Origin of the sequence: Brevibacillus agri (assembly GCF_004117055.1) — a bacterium.
GTDB lineage: Bacteria > Bacillota > Bacilli > Brevibacillales > Brevibacillaceae > Brevibacillus > Brevibacillus agri.
In genome coordinates this window covers 2,603,132-2,629,282 of record NZ_CP026363.1, presented here as the reverse complement: position 1 = coordinate 2,629,282, position 26,151 = coordinate 2,603,132, and the positions used below count along the sequence as shown (strand labels likewise).

26 protein-coding genes are annotated in these 26,151 nt (G+C 52.2%); 1 reads left to right on the top strand and 25 read right to left on the bottom strand.

The window, feature by feature from the left end; genetic code table 11:
* Positions 1–2: 2 nt before the first annotated feature.
* From hslU to BA6348_RS13115, 15 genes are all read right to left on the bottom strand, one after another.
* On the bottom strand, positions 3–1,400 hold the full coding sequence (gene hslU, locus BA6348_RS13185; RefSeq protein ID WP_005834268.1) for an ATP-dependent protease ATPase subunit HslU: 1,398 nt from the start codon (positions 1,398–1,400) through the stop codon (positions 3–5).
* Positions 1,401–1,419: 19 nt separating this feature from the next.
* Positions 1,420–1,962, bottom strand: a complete 543-nt coding sequence (gene hslV, locus BA6348_RS13180) for an ATP-dependent protease subunit HslV (protein WP_005834269.1) — start codon at positions 1,960–1,962, stop codon at positions 1,420–1,422.
* Positions 1,963–1,977: 15 nt separating this feature from the next.
* Complete coding sequence (gene xerC, locus BA6348_RS13175) at positions 1,978–2,919, bottom strand: tyrosine recombinase XerC (protein WP_007777759.1); 942 nt, start codon at positions 2,917–2,919, stop codon at positions 1,978–1,980.
* A gap of 73 nt (positions 2,920–2,992) precedes the next feature.
* Positions 2,993–4,297: an FADH(2)-oxidizing methylenetetrahydrofolate--tRNA-(uracil(54)-C(5))-methyltransferase TrmFO gene (trmFO, locus tag BA6348_RS13170; protein WP_005834272.1), complete on the bottom strand. Its 1,305-nt coding sequence runs from the start codon at positions 4,295–4,297 to the stop codon at positions 2,993–2,995.
* Positions 4,298–4,336: 39 nt separating this feature from the next.
* Positions 4,337–6,415: a type I DNA topoisomerase gene (gene topA / locus BA6348_RS13165; protein WP_005834274.1), complete on the bottom strand. Its 2,079-nt coding sequence runs from the start codon at positions 6,413–6,415 to the stop codon at positions 4,337–4,339.
* A 109-nt stretch (positions 6,416–6,524) separates the two neighbouring features.
* Entirely contained in the window at positions 6,525–7,640 is a 1,116-nt protein-coding gene (dprA, locus tag BA6348_RS13160) for a DNA-processing protein DprA (RefSeq protein WP_122952499.1), read from the bottom strand.
* Positions 7,641–7,772: 132 nt separating this feature from the next.
* The gene (gene sucD / locus BA6348_RS13155; protein WP_005834278.1) at positions 7,773–8,675 is read right to left on the bottom strand and encodes a succinate--CoA ligase subunit alpha; all 903 of its coding nucleotides are present in this window, start codon (positions 8,673–8,675) and stop codon (positions 7,773–7,775) included.
* A gap of 43 nt (positions 8,676–8,718) precedes the next feature.
* Positions 8,719–9,879 carry an ADP-forming succinate--CoA ligase subunit beta gene (gene sucC, locus BA6348_RS13150; protein ID WP_005834279.1) on the bottom strand — a complete coding sequence of 387 codons (1,161 nt, stop codon included), beginning with the start codon at positions 9,877–9,879 and terminating at the stop codon, positions 8,719–8,721.
* Between the two features lie 188 nt (positions 9,880–10,067).
* Positions 10,068–11,126 carry a hypothetical protein gene (locus tag BA6348_RS13145; protein ID WP_005834281.1) on the bottom strand — a complete coding sequence of 353 codons (1,059 nt, stop codon included), beginning with the start codon at positions 11,124–11,126 and terminating at the stop codon, positions 10,068–10,070.
* Between the two features lie 39 nt (positions 11,127–11,165).
* Positions 11,166–12,059, bottom strand: coding sequence for an AlbA family DNA-binding domain-containing protein (locus BA6348_RS13140; protein ID WP_007777751.1), 894 nt, complete (start codon positions 12,057–12,059; stop codon positions 11,166–11,168).
* Between the two features lie 142 nt (positions 12,060–12,201).
* On the bottom strand, positions 12,202–12,561 hold the full coding sequence (locus tag BA6348_RS13135) for an SCP2 sterol-binding domain-containing protein (RefSeq protein WP_274388479.1): 360 nt from the start codon (positions 12,559–12,561) through the stop codon (positions 12,202–12,204).
* A gap of 181 nt (positions 12,562–12,742) precedes the next feature.
* The gene (locus tag BA6348_RS13130) at positions 12,743–13,057 is read right to left on the bottom strand and encodes a YbjQ family protein (RefSeq protein ID WP_005834287.1); all 315 of its coding nucleotides are present in this window, start codon (positions 13,055–13,057) and stop codon (positions 12,743–12,745) included.
* A 156-nt stretch (positions 13,058–13,213) separates the two neighbouring features.
* The gene (locus BA6348_RS13125; RefSeq protein WP_005834288.1) at positions 13,214–14,023 is read right to left on the bottom strand and encodes a GGDEF domain-containing protein; all 810 of its coding nucleotides are present in this window, start codon (positions 14,021–14,023) and stop codon (positions 13,214–13,216) included.
* Positions 14,020–14,391 (bottom strand): hypothetical protein, encoded by a 372-nt coding sequence (locus BA6348_RS13120; RefSeq protein WP_235694688.1) that lies wholly within the window; start codon positions 14,389–14,391, stop codon positions 14,020–14,022. Before BA6348_RS13120 ends, BA6348_RS13125 begins: the two co-directional genes overlap by 4 nt.
* Positions 14,392–14,406: 15 nt before the next feature.
* Entirely contained in the window at positions 14,407–15,129 is a 723-nt protein-coding gene (locus BA6348_RS13115) for an EAL domain-containing protein (protein WP_007777743.1), read from the bottom strand.
* 464 nt (positions 15,130–15,593) lie between these two features.
* Between BA6348_RS13115 and BA6348_RS13110 the strand changes: the two genes are divergently transcribed.
* Complete coding sequence (locus BA6348_RS13110; RefSeq protein ID WP_026557325.1) at positions 15,594–15,902, top strand: protease inhibitor I42 family protein; 309 nt, start codon at positions 15,594–15,596, stop codon at positions 15,900–15,902.
* Between the two features lie 248 nt (positions 15,903–16,150).
* Here the strand turns inward: BA6348_RS13110 and BA6348_RS13105 are convergent, their stop codons facing one another.
* The 10 genes from BA6348_RS13105 to ylqF form a co-directional block, all read right to left on the bottom strand.
* Complete coding sequence (locus BA6348_RS13105; RefSeq protein ID WP_122952500.1) at positions 16,151–17,698, bottom strand: YifB family Mg chelatase-like AAA ATPase; 1,548 nt, start codon at positions 17,696–17,698, stop codon at positions 16,151–16,153.
* Between the two features lie 387 nt (positions 17,699–18,085).
* Complete coding sequence (locus BA6348_RS13100) at positions 18,086–18,277, bottom strand: hypothetical protein (protein ID WP_007777738.1); 192 nt, start codon at positions 18,275–18,277, stop codon at positions 18,086–18,088.
* 122 nt (positions 18,278–18,399) lie between these two features.
* The gene (locus BA6348_RS13095; protein WP_242507487.1) at positions 18,400–19,080 is read right to left on the bottom strand and encodes a hypothetical protein; all 681 of its coding nucleotides are present in this window, start codon (positions 19,078–19,080) and stop codon (positions 18,400–18,402) included.
* Positions 19,081–19,131: 51 nt separating this feature from the next.
* Positions 19,132–19,905, bottom strand: a complete 774-nt coding sequence (locus tag BA6348_RS13090; protein WP_005834300.1) for a nucleotidyltransferase domain-containing protein — start codon at positions 19,903–19,905, stop codon at positions 19,132–19,134.
* A gap of 176 nt (positions 19,906–20,081) precedes the next feature.
* The gene (locus BA6348_RS13085) at positions 20,082–21,434 is read right to left on the bottom strand and encodes an Ig-like domain-containing protein (RefSeq protein WP_005834302.1); all 1,353 of its coding nucleotides are present in this window, start codon (positions 21,432–21,434) and stop codon (positions 20,082–20,084) included.
* Positions 21,435–21,768: 334 nt separating this feature from the next.
* Positions 21,769–22,143: a YraN family protein gene (locus BA6348_RS13080; protein WP_005834303.1), complete on the bottom strand. Its 375-nt coding sequence runs from the start codon at positions 22,141–22,143 to the stop codon at positions 21,769–21,771.
* Entirely contained in the window at positions 22,140–22,430 is a 291-nt protein-coding gene (locus BA6348_RS13075) for an EscU/YscU/HrcU family type III secretion system export apparatus switch protein (protein ID WP_026557327.1), read from the bottom strand. Before BA6348_RS13075 ends, BA6348_RS13080 begins: the two co-directional genes overlap by 4 nt.
* Positions 22,427–24,340, bottom strand: a complete 1,914-nt coding sequence (locus BA6348_RS13070) for a hypothetical protein (protein ID WP_122952502.1) — start codon at positions 24,338–24,340, stop codon at positions 22,427–22,429. The genes BA6348_RS13075 and BA6348_RS13070 overlap by 4 nt, the downstream gene beginning before the upstream one ends.
* 34 nt (positions 24,341–24,374) lie before the next feature.
* Positions 24,375–25,151: a ribonuclease HII gene (locus BA6348_RS13065; protein ID WP_005834307.1), complete on the bottom strand. Its 777-nt coding sequence runs from the start codon at positions 25,149–25,151 to the stop codon at positions 24,375–24,377.
* Between the two features lie 87 nt (positions 25,152–25,238).
* The gene (gene ylqF / locus BA6348_RS13060; RefSeq protein WP_005834309.1) at positions 25,239–26,132 is read right to left on the bottom strand and encodes a ribosome biogenesis GTPase YlqF; all 894 of its coding nucleotides are present in this window, start codon (positions 26,130–26,132) and stop codon (positions 25,239–25,241) included.
* Between the last annotated feature and the right edge of the window lie 19 nt (positions 26,133–26,151).

The following is a 26,151-nucleotide window of genomic DNA, read 5'->3' as shown; positions in this document are numbered from 1 at the left end:
CATTATAAAATGTATTGACTCAAGTCTTTGTTCCCCGCGATCGATCCGAGCTTTTGCCGGACGTAATCAGGGGTGATTTGCACAACTTCCAGATGAATTTCCGGGGCTTCAAACGAGAGATCCTCCAGCAGCTTTTCCAGGATGGTGTGCAAGCGTCTAGCACCGATGTTGTCTGTGCTCTGATTGACCTCCGCAGCCATTTTCGCGAGCTCCTGAATCGCTTCCTGCGTAAATTCTACCCGCACGCCTTCTGTTTCCAGCAAAGCCACATACTGCTTGAGCAGCGCATTTTTCGGTTCCGTCAAAATTCGCACAAAATCCTCGACGCGCAAGCTCGTCAGCTCAACCCGGATCGGAAAACGCCCCTGCAGCTCAGGAATCAAATCAGACGGTTTGGCCATGTGAAACGCTCCAGCCGCGATAAACAGGACGTAATCGGTTTTTACCGGACCGTATTTCGTCATAACCGTAGAACCTTCCACGATCGGCAAAATATCTCGTTGCACGCCTTCGCGGGATACATCCGGTCCACGGCCGTCCTTGCCTGCAATCTTGTCGATCTCGTCGATAAAGATAATGCCATGCTGCTCTGCCCGACGGATCGACTCTTGCGTAACTTCGTCCATATCCACCAGTTTTTGCGCTTCCTGCTGAATTAATACCTTTCGGGCATCTTTAATTCGCAATTTTCGCTTCTTCGTCCGTTTAGGCATCAAGCTGCCGAGCATATCCTGCATTTGCATCCCCATTTGTTCTGTACCCGGAACCTGGAACATGTCGAACATCGTTGGCGATTGATCTTCTACCTCTATCTCGATCATTTGTTCTTCCAACTGTCCATTCGCTAGTTGCCAAGCCACCTGTCTGCGCTGTTGCAGAACGGAAGCTTCTTCCTGGTCATGCGACGTTTGCTCTTGCTGCTGTTGTCCGCCGAACAGCATTTCCAGCGGATTTTTGAACGAGCTTTGCTGTTTCCGGGATGGAACCAATGCGTTTACGATCGCCTCGTTGGCGAGCTTTTCCGCTTTTTCTTTGACGGATTCCACTTTTTCCTGCTTCACAGTTCGGATGGAGGCTTCCACCAGATCGCGCACCATCGACTCAACATCTCGTCCTACATAGCCAACCTCGGTGAACTTGGTCGCCTCTACTTTGATAAACGGCGCGCCGGTCAGCTTGGCGATCCGGCGGGCAATCTCGGTTTTCCCCACCCCGGTCGGTCCGATCATCAAAATATTTTTGGGAACCACTTCGTCAATCATCTGCTCCGGCAAAAGGCTCCGACGATAGCGATTGCGAAGCGCCACAGCGATGGCTTTCTTGGCTTGTGCCTGCCCGACGATGTATTTGTCCAAATGCTCTACGATCTTACGCGGAGTTAATTGCTCAAGATTCAGCACAGAAGTTCCTCCCTTTTGCTCAATTCAACTCATCCACCACAAGATTGTTGTTCGTGAACACGCAAATCTCCGCAGCGGTTCGAAGTGATGCTTCTGCAATTTCCCGGGCACTCAGGTGCGGCGCGTATATTTTCAGAGCGCGACCGGCAGCCAGGGCAAAACTTCCGCCAGAGCCGATCGCCAAAATCCCGTCATCTGGCTCGATGATTTCTCCGTTGCCGGAGATCAGCAGCAGGTGATCCTTGTTGCCAACAATCATCATCGCTTCCAGGCGGTGCAAAACTTTGTCCAAACGCCACTCCTTCGCCAACTCAACAGCAGCCCGCTGAAGGTTTCCATGGTATTCCTCGAGCTTGCCTTCGAACTTTTCAAACAGCGTAATTGCGTCGGCAACTGAGCCTGCAAATCCTGCCAAAACTTCTCCGCGATAGAGCCTTCTCACTTTTTTGGCCCCATGCTTCATGACCATGCTGTTTCCAAAGGTAACCTGACCGTCACCGGCCATCGCGGTTGCCCCGTTATGCGTAATAGCGAATATGGTTGTTGCGTGAAACTGTTCCATCACTGATTCCTCCCGTTATGTCCGATTGGCGGAACCTGTACTATTCGGGTTAGCCCGCGGGTGAGCGGTGTCATATACATGGCGAAGTCGCTCCTTGGTCACATGCGTGTAAACCTGCGTCGTAGAGACATTGACATGTCCCAGCAGCTCTTGGACCGTCCGGAGGTCAGCTCCTCCATTCAACATGTGGGTCGCAAACGTGTGACGAAAGGTGTGAGGTGAAGCACGCAAATGAGAAGCGCACATATCTACGTATTTGTCTACAATCCGGCGGACGCTGCGGTCGGACAACGGCTCTCCGCGATAGTTAAGCAGCAGGTTGCCGTGATCTACTCTGCCGGCCAACAGTTTTTCTCTTCCATACTCTAGGTATTGCCTAAGAACGTCGCAGGCATAACTTCCCACAGGCACATACCGCTCTTTTGCCCCTTTTCCATATACAAGCGCGACGCCCATGCTCGGATTCACATCGTCGACTGACAAGGTAACCAGCTCAGAAACTCGCATGCCGCTCGCGTACAACAGTTCAAATATCAGCCGATCGCGTATTCCTAAAGGCGTTGATGTATCTGGCAGATCAAAAAACGCTTGAACTTCTTGTGGATACAAAAAGGAAGGGAGTTTCTTCTCCATCTTCGGAGTGGAAACGAGTTGGAACGGATTTTGCTCCAGTTGACCTTCACGCAACAAAAATCGATACAAGCTTCGCAAACTCGAGAGCTTGCGCGCAATACTTCGCCGGGATAACCCCCTGCCCGCCAAGTGCGCGAGAAAGGAGCGACCATGCAAATAAGAAACAGCAGCAAATGCAGAGATTTGGTGCTGTTCCATAAAGGAGACAAATTCGCTGATATCTGCCATATACTGCTTTACCGTATGAGGAGAGGCGTTTTTTTCGACTCGCAAATAACGGGTAAACATCGCAAGATCCGCAGAAATTTGTTGCGAAATGTCCATATGGGATGCACCCTCCTCGAAGCACCTATATAGTAACACAGACGAAATTCGGATATCAACGCTAATTGTGTCGTTATTGTGTAAAATTCTGAATTGTATCTAGCGCCCGCTCAGCAAGCTTTTCGTTTTTCTCACGCTTGTTGCGAATGCGCTCTGGCCACTCGGGAACCAGCCCGAAATTCGCGTTCATCGGCTGAAAATGTTTCGGATCCGCCGTCGTAATATAGCGCGCCATGCTGCCCATGACCGTTTCCGGCGGGAGCACGATCAGCTCTTCGCCTTTTGCCAGACGCGCGGCATTGATGCCTGCGAGCAGTCCGGAAGCGGCAGATTCCACGTAGCCTTCCACCCCTGTCATTTGGCCTGCAAAAAACAAGGTGTCCCGCTCCCTGTACTGATACGTAGGGCGCAGCAGCTTCGGCGAATTAATGAACGTATTGCGGTGCATGACGCCGTAACGGACGATTTCGCAGTTTTCCAGGCCAGGGATCAGCGAGAACACCCGCTTTTGCTCCGGCCATTTCAGATGGGTCTGGAAGCCGACGATGTTGTACAAGGTAGCCGCGCCGTTGTCCTGGCGAAGCTGAACGACTGCGTACGGCTTTTTGCCTGTGCGCGGGTCTGTCAGACCGACCGGCTTCATCGGGCCGAACAGCATCGTTTGGCGTCCGCGTTTTGCCATGACTTCGATCGGCATGCAGCCCTCGAAGAAAATTTCTTTTTCAAACTCCTTCAGCGGAACCGCTTCGGCGGCAATCAGCTCATCGTAAAAGCGATTAAATTCTTCCTCCGTCATCGGGCAGTTCAGGTAAGCAGCCTCCCCTTTATCGTACCTGGACGCCACGAAGACTTTGTTCATGTCGATCGAGTCTTTTTCGATAATTGGTGCTGCAGCATCATAAAAATATAGGTATTCTTCCCCAGTCAGCTCCTTGAGCTTTTGGGAAAGCGCTGGCGATGTCAGTGGTCCTGTCGCAATGACGACGATGCCATCCGCGGGAATGTCGGTGATCTCGTCGGTGATAACCTCGATCAGCGGATGATTTTTCACAGCATCCGTGACATAGCCAGCAAACTCATGCCGGTCTACCGCAAGCGCTCCCCCTGCCGGAACGGCGCAACGGTCAGCAGCCTCGATAATGACCGAGCCTAGACGGCGCATTTCTTCCTTTAATACGCCGACGGCATTGGCCAAGGAGTTCGCGCGCAAGGAGTTGCTGCAGACCAGTTCCGCGAATTTGTCGGTATGATGGGCAGGTGTCTGGGTCTTAGGCCGCATTTCGTACAGCTTGACGGGAATGCCTGCCTTGGCAATTTGCCAGGCAGCCTCGCTTCCGGCCAAACCCGCGCCTACTACAGTAATAGTTGGTGTTGTCATGCTGTTCTTCCTCCAAGCTACAAATTCTACCTCGTCCAATCAGGAGTCTGCTTCTTCCTGATAGTCGCATTTGGTGCAGACAACGCTAACCCCTTGCTTCTTGCGCTTTTTCTCCACGAGTAGGCTTGCGCATTTCGGGCAAGGACGGGCAATCGGTTTGTCCCACGATACAAAATCGCATTCCGGATATCGGTTGCAGCCGTAAAAAATACGGCTCTTCTTAGATTTACGTTCGATAATGTGTCCAGTTTCACATTGCGGGCACTTTACCCCTGTTTCTTTGACGATCGGTTTCGTGTTGCGGCATTCCGGGAACCCGGAACAAGCGAGGAACTTGCCGAAGCGCCCGAGCTTGTAGACCATCACGCGGCCGCACAGCTCGCAAGTCTCGTCAGACTCTTCGTCTTTCAGCTCGACTTCCTTCATTTCTTCTTCCGCTACGGCCACTCGCTTGGCAAAGTCACCGTAAAACGCATCGAGAATTTGAACCCAGTTCGCTGTGCCTTCCTCGATTTCGTCGAGATCGGACTCCATATGGGCGGTAAACTCCGCGTTGAGAATTTCCGGAAAAAACTCCTCGATCAGCGTAATGACGATTTCGCCCAGCTCTGTCGGGATGAACCGCTTTTCCTCCAGCGCGACATAGCCGCGCTTCTGAATAGTTTCCAGCGTTGGAGCGTACGTAGAGGGACGGCCGATGCCGCCTTCTTCGAGCGTCTTGATGAGACGCGCCTCCGAGTAACGCGGCGGCGGCTGGGTAAAATGTTGCGCCGGCGTTATTTCTCGCTGTTCCAGCGTCTGGCCTTCAGCGATTGGCGGCAGGAAGCTCTCTTCTTCCGTGCCGTCATCATTTCCTTCTATATAAACCTTCATAAATCCAGGGAACTTCACTTTCGAGCCAGTCGCCCGGAACATGACGCCCCCTGCATCAATATCTACACTCATGGTATCGAGTACAGCGGAAGACATCTGGCTCGCCAGAAACCGCTCCCAAATGAGTCGATACAAGCGCAGTTGATCTCTCGACAAAAATTCCTTGATCTCATCCGGCGTACGTGCGACCGAGGTTGGGCGGATCGCCTCGTGCGCGTCCTGAGCGTTTTCTTTTTTGACCTGGACACGAGGTTCTGCCGGTATGTAGTCAGCGCCGAATTTTTCCAGTATGTACTCTTTCGCCTCATTTTGCGCGGTTTCGGATACGCGGGTCGAGTCTGTACGCATATACGTAATCAAACCGACTGCGCCTTCCTTGTTGCCGACGTCAATCCCCTCGTACAGCTCCTGGGCGATCCGCATCGTCTTGGCGGTACGGAAATTGAGCTTGCGCGCGGCTTCCTGTTGCAGAGAGCTGGTGATAAACGGCGGTGCAGGATTGCGTTTGCGCTCGCGCTTTGTTACCTTTTGCACGACAAACGACTGATCCTTCATTTTGTCCAGCACGCGCTTGACGTCCTCTTCCGACTTCAGCTCGACTTTTTCATCCTCATAGCCGTAAAACTTCGCCTCAAACTCTTTGCCGTTGCTTGCGAGCTTGGTGGCAATCGTCCAGTACTCTTCGGGAATGAATTGCTGGATTTCGCGCTCCCGATCCATAATCAGCTTGACGGTGACAGACTGGACGCGTCCGGCGCTCAAACCTTTGCGCACTTTTTTCCACAGGATCGGGCTGATGTTGTAGCCGACCAGCCGGTCCAAAATACGCCGCGCCTGTTGGGCGTTCACCAAATCCATGTTGATATGGCGCGGATGCTTGAACGCTTCCTTGATCGCGTCTTTGGTAATCTCGTTGAACACCACGCGAAGCGGCTGGTTCAAATCGAGTCCGAGATATTGGGCCAGATGCCAGGCAATTGCTTCCCCTTCGCGATCCGGGTCGGCTGCCAGATAGACTTTCTTTACTTTTTTGGCGGCATCCTTCAGGCCCTTGAGTACATCGCCCTTGCCGCGAATGGTTATGTATTTGGGTTCAAAGCCATGATTGACATCTACCCCCATCTGACTTTTCGGGAGGTCGCGCACATGTCCCATGGACGCTTTCACGATATATTTGCTACCCAGATATTTTCCAATGGTTTTCGCTTTCGCAGGGGATTCTACGATTACGAGCGTATCAGCCATTTTTTTCCTCCCCTTTTAGTAAGGAATCTTCCCTATTATTAAATATGCTTATCCGATTTGTCAAACACTTGCAAGCTTTAGGGGATTCCCGGGAAAGGTCAAACATGCCTTAGCGCCGCGCGAAATACCCCCCTGGCAGTGCCGCAAGCACCCCTTTTGCCTCCAGTCGGACAAGCAATTGGTGCACGTTTTTGCGCCGGTCAGGCTCCAGTTGCTGTACAAGCTCATCCACGTGCACGCCTTCGTAAGTGATCGCCTCCACAATCACGCTTTCCTCTGCGGTAAGCGTTATGGAACTCCTGCCTTTTCCGGCGACAGACGCTGATTCAGCACCGCTCGCATAAGCCCGCGGCAACTCCTCCAAGATATCGCAGGGTCTTGTTACTAGCTTTGCTCCTTGTTTGAGCAAGTTATGCGGCCCTGCGCTCATCAAGGAAAAAATCGGGCCTGGAACGGCAAAAACGTCGCGTCCTTGCTCCAGCGCACAGTCCGCTGTAATCAGCGATCCGCTTTTTTCTGCTGCTTCCACGACTACTACGCCCAAACTTAGTCCACTGATAATGCGGTTTCGCTCGGGGAACAGCCCTGGGACGGGCGGAGTATCTGGCGGATATTCGGACAAAAGTAGTCCAAAAGATTCAATTTTTTCGTAGAGCGTTTGATGCCTTGGCGGGTACACATGATTCAGCCCGCAGCCCAATACGGCGATGGTCTTTCCTCCAGCCGCAAGCGCCGTCTGATGCGCTTCGCCATCTATGCCATAGGCCAGACCGGATACAATCGCAAGCCCCGCCTGCACCAGCTCTTTCACCAAATACGCGCAGCTCGCCCGGCCGTACGGCGTTGGCTTGCGCGAGCCGACAACACCGATGGCCGCCTCTGCAAGCAGCTTGCGATCGCCTCGGCAAAACAGCGTCAGCGGCTGGTCAGGAATATGCCGCAGCAAGGAGGGATAGTCTTCGTCAAAGATGCAAAGAAAGCGAGTCCGACTCGCCTCCCGTTTTGCTAACAGGTGCATGACAGCCGCGGCATTTGTTTGCATATCAACTTGTTGCACAAGCTCGACAGAAAGCCCCAACTCTTCCCCGATCAAAAGCCAATGATCGACAGCATTCTGAAAAGACCCTGCTGTTTCGCTAATTTTCCTGATTGTTCGACGTCCCAACCCCGGTGTCATCGCCAGTACATACAGCCAATCTCGCTCACTGATTTGCGGTTTGCCCATCAAACACCCTCCTTGCATTCCAAGCGTTACCTTGGACGGCTTCGAGTGCTATTGTAGCGAAAGACAGCGGCCTCTTTCAAAAAAAGAAAAAGTGGACAAGCATCTGCCTGTCCACTTCTGCTATCAAAACGATTACTTGTTCAACACTTTCTCCAGCATGCCGCGCTCTTTCAGCAGTTCTACCAGTGTTTCACCGATTACTGCTGGCGTTTTCGCTACGCGAACGCCGCACTCTTCGAGCTTCGCGATTTTCTCAGCGGCTGTACCTTTACCGCCGGAGATGATCGCACCAGCGTGGCCCATGCGTTTTCCTGGAGGAGCAGTTTGTCCGCCAATGAAGCCTACCACTGGTTTTTTCATGTTCGCCGCGATCCATTCAGCCGCTTCTTCTTCCGCCGTACCGCCGATTTCACCGATCATGATAACGGCTTCAGTGTCTGGGTCTTCGTTGAACATTTTCAGTACATCGATGAACTCCATCCCTTTTACAGGGTCGCCACCGATACCTACAGCAGTGGATTGACCGATGCCGCGAGTGGAAGTTTGATGTACAGCTTCATAAGTCAAGGTACCGGAGCGGGATACGATACCCACTTTACCAGGGGTGTGAATGTAGCCTGGCATGATGCCGATTTTGCACTCGCCTGGAGTGATAACGCCTGGGCAGTTAGGTCCGATCAGCTTGGTTTTCTTGCCTTCCATGTAACGTTTTACTTTTACCATGTCGAGGACAGGAATACCTTCGGTGATGCAGATGACCAGATCCAGTTCAGCGTCAACCGCTTCCATGATCGCGTCAGCAGCAAAAGGAGGAGCAACGTAGATAACGGAAGCATTTGCGCCTGTTTTTTCTACCGCTTCTGCTACGGTGTTGAAAATTGGAATACCGTCTACTTCGGTTCCGCCTTTACCTGGAGTCACGCCGCCAACCATTTGTGTACCGTATTCAACGGCTCCGCGAGTGTGGAACAAACCTGTTGCACCGGTAATCCCTTGTGTAATTACTTTTGTATTTTTATTAACGAGAATACTCATCGCGTTTTTTTCCCACCTTTTTTACGTATCTACTCGCAATTGCTTACTTTACCAAGGATACGATTTTCTCAGCGCCATCAGCCATGGATTCAGCCGCAACGATGTTCAGACCGGATTCGTTAAGGATTTTCTTACCGAGGTCTACGTTTGTACCTTCGAGACGCACAACGAGCGGTTTATCCAGCTTGATTTGTTTCGCTGCATTCACTACGCCGTTTGCAATGACGTCACATTTCATGATACCGCCGAAAATGTTAACGAAAATGCCTTTTACTTTTTCGTCGCGCAGAATGATTTTGAACGCTTCGGTTACTTTTTCTTCAGTAGCACCGCCGCCTACGTCGAGGAAGTTGGCAGGATCTCCACCGTAAAATTTCACGATGTCCATGGTAGCCATTGCAAGACCTGCACCGTTTACCATGCAACCGATGTTACCATCGAGGGCGATGTAGGACAGATCGTATTTGGACGCTTCGATTTCTTTCTCGTCTTCTTCATCCAGGTCGCGCAGAGCTACAATGTCAGGATGACGGTAGAGAGCGTTGCTGTCGAAGTTCAGTTTGGCATCGAGTGCCATTACTTCACCGTCGCCAGTAACAACGAGAGGGTTAATTTCAGCGATAGAGCAGTCTTTTTCAACAAATGCTTGGTACAGGCTCATCATGAACTTAGCTGCTTTGTTGATGAGTTCTTTCGGGATGTTGATCGCATAAGCCAGACGGCGCGCTTGGAACGCGTTCAGGCCCGTTACCGGATCGATTACTTCTTTGAAGATTTTTTCCGGAGTTTGCGCTGCTACTTCCTCAATCTCCGTACCGCCCTCTTCAGAAGCCATCATGACAACGCTACCTGTTGCGCGGTCAACAACGACACCCACGTAGTATTCTTTTTTAATATCGCAGCCTTGCTCGATCAAGAGGCGTTTTACTTCTTTGCCTTCCGGACCTGTTTGATGAGTTACCAGCACTTTGCCAAGAATTTCACTGGCATATGTACGAACTTCATCCAGGTTTTTCGCCACTTTTACACCGCCAGCTTTACCGCGGCCACCAGCGTGGATTTGCGCTTTTACGACAACAACCTGGGTGCCCAGTTCTTTCGCCGCTTCAACAGCTTCATCCACTGTGAAAGCTACGCGACCTTCAGGAACTTTTACACCGTACTGCTTAAGTATCTCTTTACCTTGATACTCATGAATGTTCATTCTCCATCCTCCTATGGCAGATAAAGATCGGCAAGCTTTTAGACCGGCACAAAGACATCTGTCTTCTTCCGGTCGAAAGCCTCCACTATCAGTGCAACGTAACTATTCTACGACAAAAATTGCAAAAGTGGTAGTAATATGTTCTCTTTATCGTGACCAGAACTTCGAAACTTCATGAGGAAAACCCATCATTTTCTAAGACTTTGCAACAATTTCCACTGCGCTTCGGCCATTTCATTGTGAGTGAACCAATTTGCATCCAATTGAAAATACTTGGCATACCAAATGACTTCGCGCTCTTTCCCATTGACGGTAAAGAACAAGCGATACTGCTCCGGTCCCGGATCTTTCGGTGCTTCCTTCAGCAGCTCTGCCGTTTGCAAAAGACGCACGGCCTGGTGCGCAATCCCTTGCTCCACGGTCGTTTTTCGGACTTCCAGTTCAAGGCTCTCTACAGCCATCGCACCTGTTGCGGCAATCCGAATCCGGCTCGCCTTGAATAGCTGCTCGAGCTGTTTTTCTTCCTTCTTGTCCGTTGGCGAAATCCATTCTGTCAGCTTGGAAAACAGCCCGCCGTCCAAGTGAAACGTGTGGGTTTCTTTTCCAAACGGCACACTGATTAAGGTAGGGGTCAGCACGGTCACTTCCAGCGGCCTTTCTGCTGAATTGATGCGCAAGCGATAATTCGGGTAGAGCGGATACTGCTTGAGGCTCGCTCCCGTCTCTGGCACAGCCGCTGCCAACGTCTTGCGGATGTCTTCTATCTCCGTCTCGCCAAGCACCCGTGTCTTGGCGAGGTCCTCAGCCGAGAGCAGGACCGTGTCGATTTTTTGCGACAGCAGTCCTTTTCCTGTCAGCTTTTGAATCCAGTGATAAAAAGCGACAGCGCCTGCACCGCGATATGTATTTTCGCCAAACTGGCTGGCTCCTTCTCCGACGGCCACGACGAGAGGGGCTAATTGCTTGCGGTAGAGCACGAGCGTAAAGCGCACGTCTTCCTGCTTCAAGGCTGTTTCTGAAAGCTGCAAATCTTTGCCTTGCCCAGACAGCTCCTTCATGAATGTCGGCAAATCCAGCATCACTTCCTGCCCATCTGTTGACATGACGGTTACCTTTTCTACCGCACCAAGCTCTTTCTCGATACGGTTACTCATGTCGGCCGGCACCTTGTCAGGCTGCGCACAACCGGAAATCATCATACTTGCGACCATCACAATTAACAGGTAAGCACGCAAAGACGATACCATGCAGCACCCTCCTTCGAGTATCAATCGTGCCCGATGATTCTACAAAAGTCCCAATCGTCGGCTGATCTCACTGCCAAGTTTTCGTTTGACGTAAATTTCGCCTATTTGGTGCGGGTCTTTGACCACAACCGAGCGATTGTTCGTGCGGATGACAACGTACTTCTCACCGTTTTTATCCAGTCCGCAAATCAGCTCGGAGGAAACCTCCACAAAAATCGCGACGACATGCTTGCCGTCCACTTTTTTCAGGGAGATTTTAGGAAAAGGGGTTAAAAATGGCGATGTTTTGTCCTGAATGTACTGTGTTATGGCCAAGATGTATTTATCCGGGTCGCCGTATTGCTCGATTTCGTGATCGATGCCGCAAATGGTACCTTCATCCGTAATCCCCAAAAAGAGATTGCCGTTGTTCGAGTTGGCAAATGCTACGACAGTTTTAATAATTCCGCCTTTGGACAGCAAAAAGTCGCGCTTGAATTCGATCATGTCGTTTTCGCCAAGCGAGGTTGCCACGAGCGGATCGTCTACCCGCCCGAGATAGCGAAACCTGCTGATCGCCCCCAAGCGATATACGTACTCTTCAAAGATATCAGCCGGCAAAGACAGGTCTTCCAGACTCGCATCTGTATTCTGCCATAATTTATACGTCTGTGGAGCGAAGCACATGTCAAACAATACGTTGCCGCCGAGTGATCGAATGTTCATTCCGATGGAAGCAGGCTTCGTAATCCCTGGTTGATAAGGGGGATCGTTCTCCACTTCCAGGACGCCGGAATGAAACAAAAAGTCAAAATAGTGCCTAGGCAACTGGGCATTTTGCCGCAGCAGCTCTCGGTCAACCGTAGACCTTCGAATCTCCTGGTACAAGTCGAAACGCACAGATTGTTCTGTCAGTTCATGGACAACGGCGAGTAAGGAACAAATATGGCGCATGTTTTCCCTCGTTCTTTTGTTTGGAATCCTTGTCATTGTTTGGTCATAATTTTAACGCAACTATTTGGAGGTTGACCAGTTTTTTTATGCAATCGCCCGGAAAGCGACAGCGGAACGCCCGCCAAAAGACAGGCGCCGCCGTCTAGTTTCCTGCTTTTTCAGGGCGGGACTGGTAGGCGTACAGCAATGTTTGAAGCTTCAAAGACAGTCCCATGTCCCCTTTTATTTTCAGCTTGCCCGTGACAAGAGCTGCGGCAGGATTGAGTGTACCACGGACAAGTTTGATGAAATTTTCATCGGACAATTCCAGCGTACAGCCCGCCTGTTCGGTAGCCCCGAGGCGATAGGTCGCTTCGTCATTGGCAAATTTGATTTCGTACGTACCGCCCTCTTTTCCGGCAAGCACAAAATGATAGACGGCAGAAAAGTTGCGGATCGGCTTCGGATTCGTTTTGATTTTTTGCGCCAGCTCTATCAGTGTATCTGCTACAGACACGTTCATCACCCTTTTGTCGCCGCTTCCTCTATACGCCGTGCGAAGAGGCGAGGCGCCCTTTCGTCAGCTTTTCGTACCAGCACCGTTTACACCAGTCGGGGAACGTCGCTCGCTTCGCTCTCGCTCTCATTGGCTTGAAGCGCTCGCAAGTGTTCGCACAAAAAAAGAAAGCCGGGCATTTGCCGGCTTATTTTACTCGAACAGCGGTTCCAGTCGCGATGACCATCATCATGCCTTCTCGGAGCGTTTCGAAGTCGAGGTCGACTCCAACGACTGCGTTTGCCCCGAGCGCGCGCGCTTTTTCCTTCATTTCTTGCAGCGCCATTTCGCGTCCTTCTGCCAGCTTGCTTTCGTAGGAGCCGCTTCTGCCACCGATGATGTCCGTGATTCCTGCCAAAAAGTCGCGGACCACGTTCGCCCCCATGATGACTTCTCCGCTGACGATATCCAAATAGGCTTCAATTTCTTTACCTTGCAACGTGCTGGTTGTGGTAATAATCATGGAAAAGGCCTCCTCTAACCGAATTCATTTCACTCTGACAATATGTAATACGAATGAACTTTGCGGCGGTTTCAGTTGCCCCTTTTTTAGCGGGCGGCTTACTCAAAGTGTGTGCCTGTAACCATGCCCTTATCCAGCAGCGTGCTTACGTAACGATCAGGAAAACGTAGACGCCGTCTTCTGTGCCTTGATCGCAGACGAGGCAAGGCTTGCTTGCGCGATCAGCTCCCTCCAGGAGTGGGCGAAGAAATCAGGCTCACTGTAGCCGTTCACATGGCCGACTGCGGCCGAAACCGTGATGTCCAGCACGTCGGTCGGACGCGAAATCAGCTCGATATACTGCTCGACGAGCGCGTCAGGAGCAGTAGAGATCAAGACAAATTCATCCCCTGCATACCGACACAGATGATCTCCCTGATCCTCGGCGATCGAGGAAAGCACAGCCGAATAAGTCCGGATGACGTCATCGCCGAACGGATGCCCGTATTGCTTGTTAATTCTGCCGAAATCGTTCAAATCGATGAACAGCAGGTGAAACGGAATTTTTTTCTGCAAATAGCTCTCCCCGATAAACTGGATATAAGGCGCCCGATACAGACCGGACAGCGGGTCTTTGTATTGGGCAATTTGCATTTCCACGATTTCTTTCGTAATCATCCCGCTTATTTGCTCGTCGTCCAGGATAATCGCCAGTCTGGCATTTTCATTGAGAAAGTAATGGTGCGCCTCCCAAATGTTTTGATCCGCCAGCAGGTAATGCACCTGATTGCACATCGCATCGGCGACAATCCGGTTTGGATGCGCAGTCAGGACATCTCGGGAAGTCACTAAACCTACGACCTCTCCATGGTCAATGACGACCAGCGAATCCATCTGATACTCACTCATGAGCCTTGCAGCATGGGAAACGGATTTGTCAGAGGAAATGGAATGGATCGTCGGGTTCATGATTTCGGAGATGTTCATAGCAAATCCACCTCTCGCTGTACAGACAACGCAATTTTCAGCTCAGAACGCAACACCATTGATTCGCTAATCATCCGCTCTGATTCCTCAAGAATAATTTTCATCAGCAGTTTTTCGTCCATCATCTGCAGGAGCGAGTTTCTCAGCAACACCGCCTCGATCTTCGGATGATCGATTTTCAGCAGGGTAAACTGCTCCGGAGACAGTGCCTCTGCCATCCTCCGTACTGCTTCCGGTCCGATCGGCGCTTTTCTGCCGATAATCAGCATATCCTGCATCGGAGGGACTTCAAACTCGGATATTTTTAAGGAAAGAGTGGCTTTCCTAGAATATACGCTACTATCACCAAACATCAGTAATTCCTCCAATTCTGCTCTCCCCTCTTAATCTTCTCGCAGGCGATCTGGTTTCCCAAAAAGGTATCCTTGTCCCATTGCAATTCCCAATGAAGAGGCGCAAGCAAAATCTTCTTCTTCTTCAACTCCTTCAAGAATGAGTTGAGGTTCGTACTTGCAAAAGTCAACAAACAGCTTGACGACTGTCTGTTTTTCTTGCGAAGTCGAAAGCTCCTTGGAATAGAAACGATCGATTTTGATGAAATCAGGCGAAAGATCAGTTATTTTATGAAAAATATTTGCTGCATCCCCTACATCATCTAACGCGATCAAAAAACCCATCTTTTTCAATTCGCCAATGCGATTGGTAAAAACGGGCTCATGCCAGCATTCCCCTTCCATGATCGATTCGTTTATTTCCAGTACGATTCTTTTCAAATACGGAAAAAAAGCTTGCTTGATTTCCTCGATGAATCCCGGAAACGAATCTTCCACGATCGTGGACGGAAAAATATTGACAAACAGGAGCTCCTGGGTGTGTTCCTTGGATGAACGAAGAAAAGACAAAAGCGCATGCCGAAATGACTGGGTATCCAGCTCCGGCAACTTTCTTTTTTCCTTGGCCATCGAAAACAACAGTTCCGGGTTTAGTCCCGCTTTGCTGCGGAGCAGCACCTCATACCCTATTCTTTTTTTATCAGGGAATTGGCATATGGGCTGAAACGCATGATAATACTCTCTTTTCTCAAATAGTTCCGCAATGCTCTCCATCAATTTTCCTTTCCCTTTCCTAGCAAATATGAACACAGAGAAAGCTTCCCAAGTGTGAGGTGCATAGGATGTACGCCCAATTCATTGGAAGTGCTGGGAAGTTCAACGACCAGTAAGACCGCAAACCCTAGAAGTTTTCGGCGCGAAAACTAGGTAAAAGAGATCACAAAATCTCCAGTCTATTCGACAACATATGTCTTTGTTCCTAGTTATTCGCCATTGTTTTGCATATCCCTTTCCAAATCATACTAAATTTCTGCTGAAAAAAAAGCAGCTTTTGGATAGCTCGGCATAATTTTCTGCGCGAGGCATGCCGTTTTTTCCTATATGGAACAATTATTTTTGGCTTTGTCGCTCTCCAGTTGCTCTCCTTTCGCCGCTCTCCACTCGGATTGCTTAGGCACTTTGCCGTTTTTTTCATACAGTTTGGGGAAAGGTGTTTTGCAGAGGAAAGGATGATGAAAATGGCGATGATCTCGACTTATACGCTTCAGGTGCAGAGCGGCCAGCCGTTTGCGGTCACGCTCGACGCAAATCCGACGACTGGGTACCAGTGGGCACTGTCCAATTCGGTGGACGAGACGTTTCTGTTTCTGCAATCCAGTGAATTTGTTCCGCCTTCGCAGCCCGCTCGGATTGGGCAAGGCGGTCAGCAGCGGTTCACTTTTCGGGCGCTGCGCCGGGGTGTGACTTCGCTTTCGTTCAAGTACTGCCGTCCGTGGGAGCCGTCTGATTGTGCCAGCTTTGTTTTTTATGTCGTTACGGTTGTGTGAGTTTTAGTGGTTGGGTATGGGGTGAGTGAAGCTGGGTTTTCGTGTTGCTTAGAAAAAGGCGATTTGTAAAAGGCTTGGGTTAAGCAAGGCGTTTGCCAAGCGGTACAGAGAGTATTCGCTTGCGCTTGTTTGCCAGAATGAGGTTTGTAGCTAGATGTTTGGGTAGGTGCTTGCAGTAGGTGTTGTAGTTGCTTGCAGCGGTTGCGTGCCAAAGCGCTCAACCGCACTTGCCCACCTACTGCACGCGGTCAAAACGGCACCCCTCTGTCCAACGCCCTGTACCGAATCGCCTCCGCGACGTGCGCGGCCTCAATCTTCGCTGCTCCCTCCAAATCTGCAATCGTTCGCGCTACCTTGACGATTCTGTCGTAGGCTCTCGCGCTCAGACCGAGCGTCTCAAACGCAAGCTGCAACATTTCTTGTCCTTCTTTGTCCAGTTTGGCGTAGTTGCGCAGCTCTTCGGCGTTCATCATGCTATTGAAGGGGCTGGCGGGGCGATGCCGATATCTGTCGCATTGAATGGCGCGCGCCCGTTCTACTCGCGCCCGGATGTCCCGCGACGATTCCTCCATGGAGCGGTTGTGCAACAGTTGTACGGGCACACGCGGGACTTCGATATGCAGGTCAATCCGGTCCAAAAGCGGCCCGGACAGCTTGGAGCGGTATTTGTATATTTGTTGCGGGGAGCAGGAGCACGACTGCTTCTCCCGGGTGCCGAAAAATCCACACGGACAAGGATTGCACGAGCCGATCAGCAAAAATCTCGCCGGAAAGGAAAACACCTGCTTGGCGCGGCCAATCGTCACAATCCCTGCCTCCAGTGGCTGGCGCAGCACCTCAAGGACGTGACGGGAAAACTCGGGCATCTCGTCCAAAAACAAAATCCCGCCATGCGAGAGGCTGCATTCGCCCGGTCGGGGAATTTGTGCCCCTCCCCCGATCAGAGCTGTAGCTGTAATCGTATGATGCGGAGCGCGAAACGGCCGCTCCTGGATGAGTCCGCCCTCGCGCTTCAGTTGTCCTGCAATGCTGTATATTTTCGTGACCTCGTACGATTCGTCCGTCGTCATTTTTGGCATGATGCCTGGCAAACAGGTGGCCAGCAGCGTCTTGCCACAGCCGGGCGGTCCGACCAGAATGACGTTGTGAAAACCGGCTGCCGCGATCTCCAGCCCGCGTTTGACGAAGCGCTGGCCGTACACATGCGCAAAATCCGGTGCCTGCGGGGTCACAGGGGTTTGGCTAGTCCGCGTTGATGCAGACGCCGCAGCCTGCGGATTTTTGGGCTGTAGTCCTTCTTTCCAATACTGCACCGCTTCCGTCAAATTGGCGGCGGGCAAGACGATAATCTCGACCAGATGCGCTTCGGCGGCGTTTGCCTCGGGTAAAATGACGTGGGTAAAGCCTGCCTTCGTCGCTTCCAGCAGGATGGGGAGAACGCCCGGCACGGGACGCAGGGAGCCATCGAGGGCAAGCTCTCCGAGGATCAAAATTCGCTCTGGGCGGGGCAGTATTTGTTTGGAGGCAAGCAAAATGCCAAACGCGATGGCCAGGTCAAAGCCAGAGCCTTCCTTGCGCTGGTCCGCTGGCGCCAGATTGACCGTAATTCGCTGCATCGGGTAATCGTAGCCTGCATTGCGCAAGGCAGCACGAACGCGGTCCCTCGCTTCCTTCACGGCAGAGCCGCCCAGCCCGACCAGGTCGAACTGCGGCAGTCCATTGGCAATGTCCGTTTCCACGCTCACAATCATCCCGTCTATGCCGAGAACAGTCCCGGAAAAGCTGCATGCGTACATATTCTCTCCCCCTTTGCTAGTAGCGTAGGAAAAGATAGCAGGGATGTGCAAGTTTATTACAGTGGCGGGAATGAAAACGCGAGGTGCGCAGGTTTAGCTCAGCAGTGAGAATGAAAGCGAGGTACACGCAGGTTTAGCGCAAGTGGAAAAGCAAGCTGAGTACGAAAGTTTATCGCAGCGGCAGAAAATCTTCCAAACCTGCCGCATATCCGTTTCTCACAGACTGCCTCCCTTCTCTTGCAACTGGCTGTGTCTTGCAACAAATCTGTCCAAACACAAAAAGACCCGCTACACAATACGCGAGTCTTGGCATGGCTGTTCTTTTGTCCCTGCAGCCGCTACACCCTGGCGGCAAGCCGTCACTTGCGCGGCGCAGCGCTGTTCGTTTTAGGAAAGCTCCTTTTTCACATTGGCAATGAGCTTGTCGGCATTGTTTTCGTCGTTGTCAAACATGACGAGGTCGTGCAAGACGATGCCCTCTACAGTTTGAATGGCTTCCGACATCGAGTCGGCCAGCTTTTGCATGTCGATTTTGTCTGCTTTTTCTACGTCTAATACGAGTACCAGCTTCTTCATCATGGAAATCCTCACTTTGCACGAAAAAATAATGGTTGGAAAAGATCGTATGTACCTACGGCATTATACCAAATAATTGGCGGGCAATCGACTGTGAGCTTGCTTTTCAATGCGTCCGCTACAATCTAGCCGCTTCCAGGTGCTTGCGCGTAGTAGCCTTTTTCAAAGACGATGACAGATTCCACAGGCTGGCACACGTCTTCAAACGCATAGGGAGCGTAGACGCCAAAGCCGTAGCGAAACGAAGTAAAACCGTCGCCTGTCGCTTGCCAATCAGGATCATGCTCCCGAACGAACGCTTCTACTTCCTGATACGGCTGCCCCAGCAAATTTTTTCCGTAAAAAAGAACTTCAACATTCGGATGAAATTCCACCGCCTCACAAACGCCGGGAGGTTTGTAGGAAACAAAGCAACACGAGAAATCGTCACTGTCCAAAGGCTGCTGAAACGTGCGAAATGGTCGCGGAATGAACTGCATGGCATCGGCCGCTTCCTCCCGGCTCATGCCAAGCAAAATCACTCCAGCCCCGACGTAAGGAGCAATGACAAATCGCTTGCAGGCTGGAAAGTCTGTCGGATGCAAACGCTTTGAACACGCTGCTGCCGAACCTCTCTCCGTCACGCCTGGCTCCCAGCAAGTGGTGTTTCGCTGCATGAAGGCGGTCGCTTGGACACATGCGGGCTTTGCGGGCTTTGCGGGTTTTGCGGGTTTTACGAGATTTGCGGGCTTTGCGGACTTTGCAGGCTCGCCCAACTTGTCCTTGCGCTTCAGTTCCTCGCGGGTATGCTCAGGCAGCTTTGTCATTGGCTGCTCCCCCATCCCTGTGCTCTTTTCGCTGCTCCTACGGCACTCGCATCACTCCGGCCAGGCCAAGCGCAAATAGCGGCGATACAGCTCGTCCAGCCTGGCCGTCTGATCGGGCATGCTGCCTGCGTATTCGCTCGCACAGGCGCTCAGTCTTTCCAGTCTGTCGTCGATATACGCGTGAATCACATCTATCCTCGGTTCCAGATCAAGCTCGTCTCCCTCCATTTTCCGGTGCAGCAGCTCGTCTATTTCCCGCCGCAGGTCCGCATCTGTCACCAGCTCGGCTACTAACTGCTGAAACAGGAGCGGAGGGTTTGTCCTGTACTTTTCGATCCATTCGCAAGCCAAGATCGGGCGCAGGACGTAAAAATATTTTTTGATCCGCACGTGGTCACCCTGCAAATCCTTGCGGTAGTTTCCATTCGCCATGCTCAAATAGTGGAGCATCGCTGTTTTGGGCGAGAACAACTCGTTGCGCATCTGAATCAGTTCCGCGCGAAATCCGAGCTCGTCCCGATAAACGATACCGGAAGCCAGCCATTCGTGCAGAGCCGGATTGGATTTGCGAAACAGCTTCAACGCCTTTCGTATATCCCAGCCGCTTATATCGAGCGTTTCATCGATGGGCAGCTCCACGACATCCCGCTTGTCATCAATGGAAAGATACCACTCGGGCTTCTTCACGTACACAAACCGTACATCATAGTCGCTATCCTGCGAAGGAAAGCCCCAGGCACGGCTCCCGGACTCGACGGCAAACAGCACCTTCAGCTCGTGTTCTTTTTCGATTTCCAGCAGCTTTTGCCTGATGAGTTCCTGCATCTGCCATCCCCTTCCCGACAGTCGCGAGCGCAAAACAAACGCTGACGTGTCGTCCGAATTTTTACCGTCTTTCCTGATTGTAGCAAGTGCGTCTTCATCCGGCTACTGTGTGCGGACCTAAAAAAAACTCGCTGAACCAGATGGTCTGGATTCAGCGAGCGTTTTCGCGGGCGTTATTATTTTACCGTTACTTTGATCTCTACTTCTTCGCCTTTGTATTTGGCTGTAATCGTTGCCGTTCCTTTCGCCTTCGCTTTCACTTTGCCGCTCGTGGAAACGGTAGCTACGGAAGACTTGGACGTGCTCCAGCTCGCTTTGGAGCCGGTGAGCTTTGTTCCATCATAGGTCAACGTAATCGTTTCCGAATCCCCTTTTTTCAGGCTCAGGCTGGTGTCGTCCGCTTCCAGCAGGCTGCTGCCTTTGTCGCCTACCGTAACCTCGATTTCGACTTTTTCACCTTTGTACGTAGCCGTAATCGTTGCGGTCCCTTTCTTTTTCGCTGTGACAACGCCATCGTCGTCAACAGTCGCTACAGATGATTTGGATGTTTTCCACTCTGCTTTGGAGCCGTTGAGCTTTTCGTCGTCATAGCGGAGGGTAATCGTTTTTTCCTGGCCTTTTTTCATCTTCAGCTTAGTCTCGTTTGCTTCCAGCAAAGCCGAGCTGCCGTTGTCGACGCTGACTTCGATTTCTACCTTGTAGCCTTTGTATTCCGCTGTGATGGTTGCCGTACCTTTGGCTTTCGCCGTGATGACCCCATCCGATACAGTTGCTACGGAAGATTTGGATGTTTTCCAGGTTGCTTTCGATCCAGCGAGCTTTTCATCATCATAGGTGAGCTTGATCGTTTCTTTCTCGCCTTTTTTCAGCGAAATTTTGCTCTCATTGGCTTCGAGCTTGCCGGATTGATTGCCGGACACTTTCACGTTAATTTTGATGGACTTTCCTTTGTACTCAGCCGTTATAACTGCGGTACCGTTTGCTTTCGCCGTAATTTCGCCTCTTTTTACCGTCGCCACCGATTCATCAGAAGATACCCAGTATGCATCGAGGCCGGAAAGCGCTTTGCCTCCGTATTGGAGGGAAACCGTTTTCGTGTCGCCTTTTTTCAGGCTTACCGAAGTGCTGGATGCTTCCAATGTCGGCTCTTTGATGACGGAAGCGCGGATGCGGATCGAATCGCCGTTGTATTTCCCGTTAATGATGACCATGCCTGTCTTATATCCGGTTACGACTCCATTGCGAACCGTTGCGATCGAGCTGTTGGAAGTTGTCCAGCTTACAAGCGCGCCATCCAGCGGGCGGCCATTGTATGTAACTTTCAAGGTCAGCGGCTGCCCGATGGTTACCTCCGCATAATACGAGCTTGCCTCAAGGCCGCTTGCATCGGCTTTCGCTACATAGCTGCTCGCAGCTTGGGCTGTGGATACTTGTGCAGACGCAATGCCCGTTACGGAAAACTGAACGGCGCAAATAGCTGCGACAGCGAGTGAGACGTTTTTCATTACCTTGCTTTTTGTCAGCTTCATGTTTTACCCTCCACATTGTTTCCTTCACCGAGTAAGACGAATGAAATGGAAAAATGTCACATTAAATCACAAGTTTTTTAGAAAAACATTTGTTTTTCTAAAAAACTTTAATTTAGCGCGAAAGGCAATCGTTTCTTTCGTTTGGCAACACAGGCTGATCGGACTTGTGGCTTATGCCGGAAAAAAGAAAAAATGCCTTCCAGCCTATGCCTGGAAGGCGAATGATGATGCTTGGAGGAGTTTCATCGCGTCGAGTACAGTACATTGTACGCAGGTGCGGTGACCCTTGCTGTAGACATATCCCCATTATCCAGGTAGCCTGGAGCCCGTTTTTTTAAAAAGCCCCCACAAAATGCTCGATCGTCGTCGCTGCTTGCTCGCCATCGGCCGAGGCGGGCTGGAAAATGGCGACGACGTCAAAGCGAATGGACGGCACATGCCGCGACTGCGCCTGCAAATAAGCGACAGCCAGCTCACGCAGCTTCTGTCTTTTCCTCCACGTCACGGATTCGGCAGCCGTGCCGCAGGCAAGACTGCTCCTGGTGCGCACCTCTACAAAGACAAGCGTTTCGCCATCCTGGGCAATCAGGTCAATCTCGCCCTGTCTCGTGCGTATATTTTGCGCGACGATCTCGTACCCTTTTTGCAGCAAATAACGCTTCGCGAGCTGCTCGCCTTTTTGTCCGAGAAGTCTGCGGCGGTTGCTCATCTTTTGGCTCCCCCTTTGTCCAGGCGGTACACGAAAGCGAGCACTTCCGCCACTACCTGATACAGCTCAGAGGGAATCTGCTGGTCTAAATCCAGCTTCCCCAGCACTTCTACGAGAGAAGGGTCTTCCTGAATAGGGATGTCGTGCTCCTTGGCCGTTTTCAGCATGTTCTCGGCAACGAAGCCTTTCCCCTTTGCGACCACTTTTGGCGCTTCCATGGCGCCAGCCTGGTATTTGAGGGCTACAGCCTGCTTGCGCTTGTTGTCAGGGGTGCCGGATTGGTTCATACGCGCACATCCATCCCTTTGTAATCGGCAAAAATCGCTCCTTTGGCCTGGCTCGCTCCCGGCTTGCTGCTCTGCCTGTCGGGAACTGGCTGAATGCGCATGGCGGACAAATGATAGCCCACGTCGTGCAATTGCTTCGCAAACTGCTCCTTCGTCCCCTGGGCCAGTGCTTCCAGCCAAGGAGAATCATTGAAGATTTGCAGGTTGACGATCCGGTTCACAATTCCGACGTCGATCATCGTCGTCCCCATGCCTTTCAGCTCCAGATGGAAAAACAAGCGGCAGTTTTCCGGGTCCAGCTTGCCGCTTCCCTGCTTTTTCGATTCGATCTGCACAAAAGCCGTCTCCTCGCCATCTGCCTGGCGAATCGGAATTTGCAGCACGATTTGCGACAAGGTGTGACTGCCTGGCTGGACCATCATCAACTGCTGTCCGGTGACTTGCTGCAGCAACTGATCGGCTGCCTCGCGCAGCGCAGTCGGCACTGATTGCGCAGGCGCCTGACTGATCTGCAAAAGCAACGATTTCACTGTTTCGAGCTGCTTGCGCGCTCCCGGATCGGCTTGTTGCTGTCCAAGCGCCTGGCCCATCAATTCGCGTTCATGGTTGATGCCCAAGTGTCGAAACAGTTCGACGAGCGGGTTGGCGGAGGGCGAGCCTGTTACAGTCCCCGTCACAGGCGGCTGCACTGCGCCATTCGCCTGTTGTCCGCCGGGGGTGGCGATTGGCCTGGCTGTAGCGGGAAGCTCGATATTTGGCCCCTGATTTTGCTGGGGAAAAAGTCCAGACGGCTGCTGGCTGTTTTTCGTCCCTTCCAAAGCTGCTCCCGCTGGAAAAGCGGAGCTTGTCTGCTCAGGCACAGCTCTCGCTTGGCGCATGGCATTTGCCGAAGCTGCGCTGGAAGGCGCTTCACCCGCCCCTGCGAGTGGCACAGCACCTGGCAGGCTGGTCGCTTTTCCCGTACCGTCAGACGGCTGACTGGCTGGCACTTGCGCTCCCGCCGCCTGTAGTCCGATTGATCCGGGAGCTACAGAAGCGTTGGACGCCGTCCCTTGCGCGTTTGAAGAAAGCGCTTGGAGAGTGGACTGGCTGGCATTGCCTGCCGCCGCTTGCGCTGTGCCTTGACTGGTTGCATTTCCTTGCGCGACTGGTTTGGTGGAGACAGCCGCACCTTCCGCGCTTTCCGCTGTCGGCAGCAACAACGGCAGCGCAGCCAGCTTTTCTTTCAGTTGGCCGACCACTTGCCGAACATCCGCGCTCATCGCGCCAGACGGTGCCCCTGTGCCGGAAGCGGAAGGCTGTCCAGGCTGCTTGGCGGCATTTTCCTCCTGGTTCAAAAACAACGTCGCTTCCTGCAAAAACTGCTGAATCGCCTGGCCCAGCGGTTTGCCGGACACAAACGCCTTCAGTCCCGAAACCGAATCTGGCGTCAGCGGCAAATTCCGCTTCATCGCCAAAAGAAACGCATCGACTGTGCTGTCATCCATCCCGATGCGCTGCGCCACCTGCGAAAAAGCCTGGGCGATTTCCTTGGTGACAGGCAAATTGGCGTTCACGAGCGCCTGTACGATTGCCTTGCTTTCTTTTGTCTCCGCAATGCCGAGAGAACGCATCAAGCTTTCCAGCGATGCTTCCTTTCCTGTCGCTTCCGCAGACGTGTCCAGCACTTTCAAGGTTACGACTCCGTTCGAAGGCTGAACCTGCAGCCACGCCTTTTGACCCGCTTCGAGATTCGCCTCCAGCTTGGCCTGAACCTGCATTCCGCCGATCTGGACCAGCGCCATTTGGTCCGGATAATGCTTGACCACCGTGCCTTTGAATACTTGTCCGGGCGTCAGCTCTACCGGCTTGACGTTTGCCGAAGGTGTCTTTTGCACGAAAGACGACATGATTTGCGACGTGGATAACATGGACTCCCCTCCTTCGAAAGTGCTAAGCAGTTGGTCAGGCTTGTTCTTTCACCCCGGTAAAGGTCATACGGTGAAGCGGCGTCGGCCCGTATGCGGCAATCGCTGCGAGATGCTCGGCTGTACCGTAGCCCGCGTTTTTATCGAAGCCGTACTGCGGGTACTGTTTGGCGTACTCAGCCATCATCCTGTCTCTCGTCACTTTTGCCACGATGGACGCTGCTGCGATCGATACGCATTTCGCATCGCCGCCAATGATCGGGATTTGCTTGCAGGACACCCCTGTCAGTTGCACAGCGTCAATCAAAAGCACATCAGCGGGCACTCCGGCGTCTTCGATGGCTGCCTTCATCGCTTCCTTGGTAGCGTTCAAAATATTGATCGCATCGATCCGCCGAGCATCGACCATGCCGATTCCGACCGCAACGGCATCCCGCATAATTACCTCGTAAAACGCCTCGCGCGTAGCTACCGGAACCTTTTTGGAATCGTTCAAGCCTGGCAAATAAAAATCTTTCGGCAAGCAAACGGCACTCGCCACGACAGGCCCGGCCAAAGGCCCGCGCCCTACCTCGTCCACCCCAAAAACGTGCTGGTGCCCGTCGGCATAGAGTGCGCGTTCATATGTACTCATCTCGGTCCACAGTTGCTGAAGCTTGGCCTGGCGAGCCTTCGCGGCTTCTACCTGCTTCGCCAGCGCCTGCACGCCTGCCCGTTTGTCCGCTTGCAAACATTGTAAAAAATCACTAGGTACCTCGTCCAATTTTTCGATCGCCATCCGTATTTCTTTTATCGACATATCCGCCAGATTCATTGACTCATTTCTCCTTCTTACGAAAAAAACCGTCTATCAGCAATCGATAGACAGGCTTTTCGTGTGCGTGTGCGGCAAAACGTTACGCTATTCCATAAGCGAGAGCGGCTTGCCGATCGGTTCGTCCATTTCCCAGTCAATCGGGCGTTCCACGGAGATCGGCCCGAGCTTCCCTGAGCGCAGCTCGCGCAAAAAGATTTCCGCCGCTTTGTCGTAATCGATGTTGCCGCCCGAAATGAGGCAGCCGCGCTTTTTCCCGATTTCCTCCAGCATGGCGATGCGATCGTCCGGCAGCTCCTTCAGCTTGAAACGCTCGATCAAGCGTTCCGGATAGTAGTGCATCATATAGCTGATGACAAACAGCGCTACCTCTGTAAAGTCAATCAGCTCGTCCTTGATCGCACCGCTCGCCGCCAAGCGCAATCCAACCATCTGGTCTTCAAACTTGGGCCAGAGAATCCCCGGCGTATCGAGCAGTTCAAGCGTGTCGCCCATCTTCACCCACTGCTGCGCCTTCGTGACGGCCGGGCGGTCGCCCGTTGCCGCTACCGAGCGCTTGGACAGACGGTTAATCAGCGACGATTTTCCGACGTTGGGGATTCCTAAAATCATGATGCGGATCGCGCGTCCTTGCATTCCGCGTTCGCTGCGCTTCGCCAGCATGTCTGCCGCCAGCTCCTTGCACAGCTCAGGCAGTTTGTTTACGCCTTTTCCGCTCAAGGCATCAATCGGCAGCGTGCGAATGCCCTCTTTGCGGAAATAGGCAATCCATTCTTCTGTCGCCTTCTCGTCTGCGAGATCGGCTTTGTTCAGCAAAATTAATCGTGGCTTGTCACTGACAATCTCGTCAATCATCGGATTCCGGCTGGAAAGGGGAAGCCGCGCATCGAGAAGCTCGATCACCACATCAATCAATTTCAGCTTTTCCGTAACTTGCCGGCGCGCCTTGGCCATATGTCCGGGAAACCATTGGATCGTCATGTTGTCTCACCTACCTTGA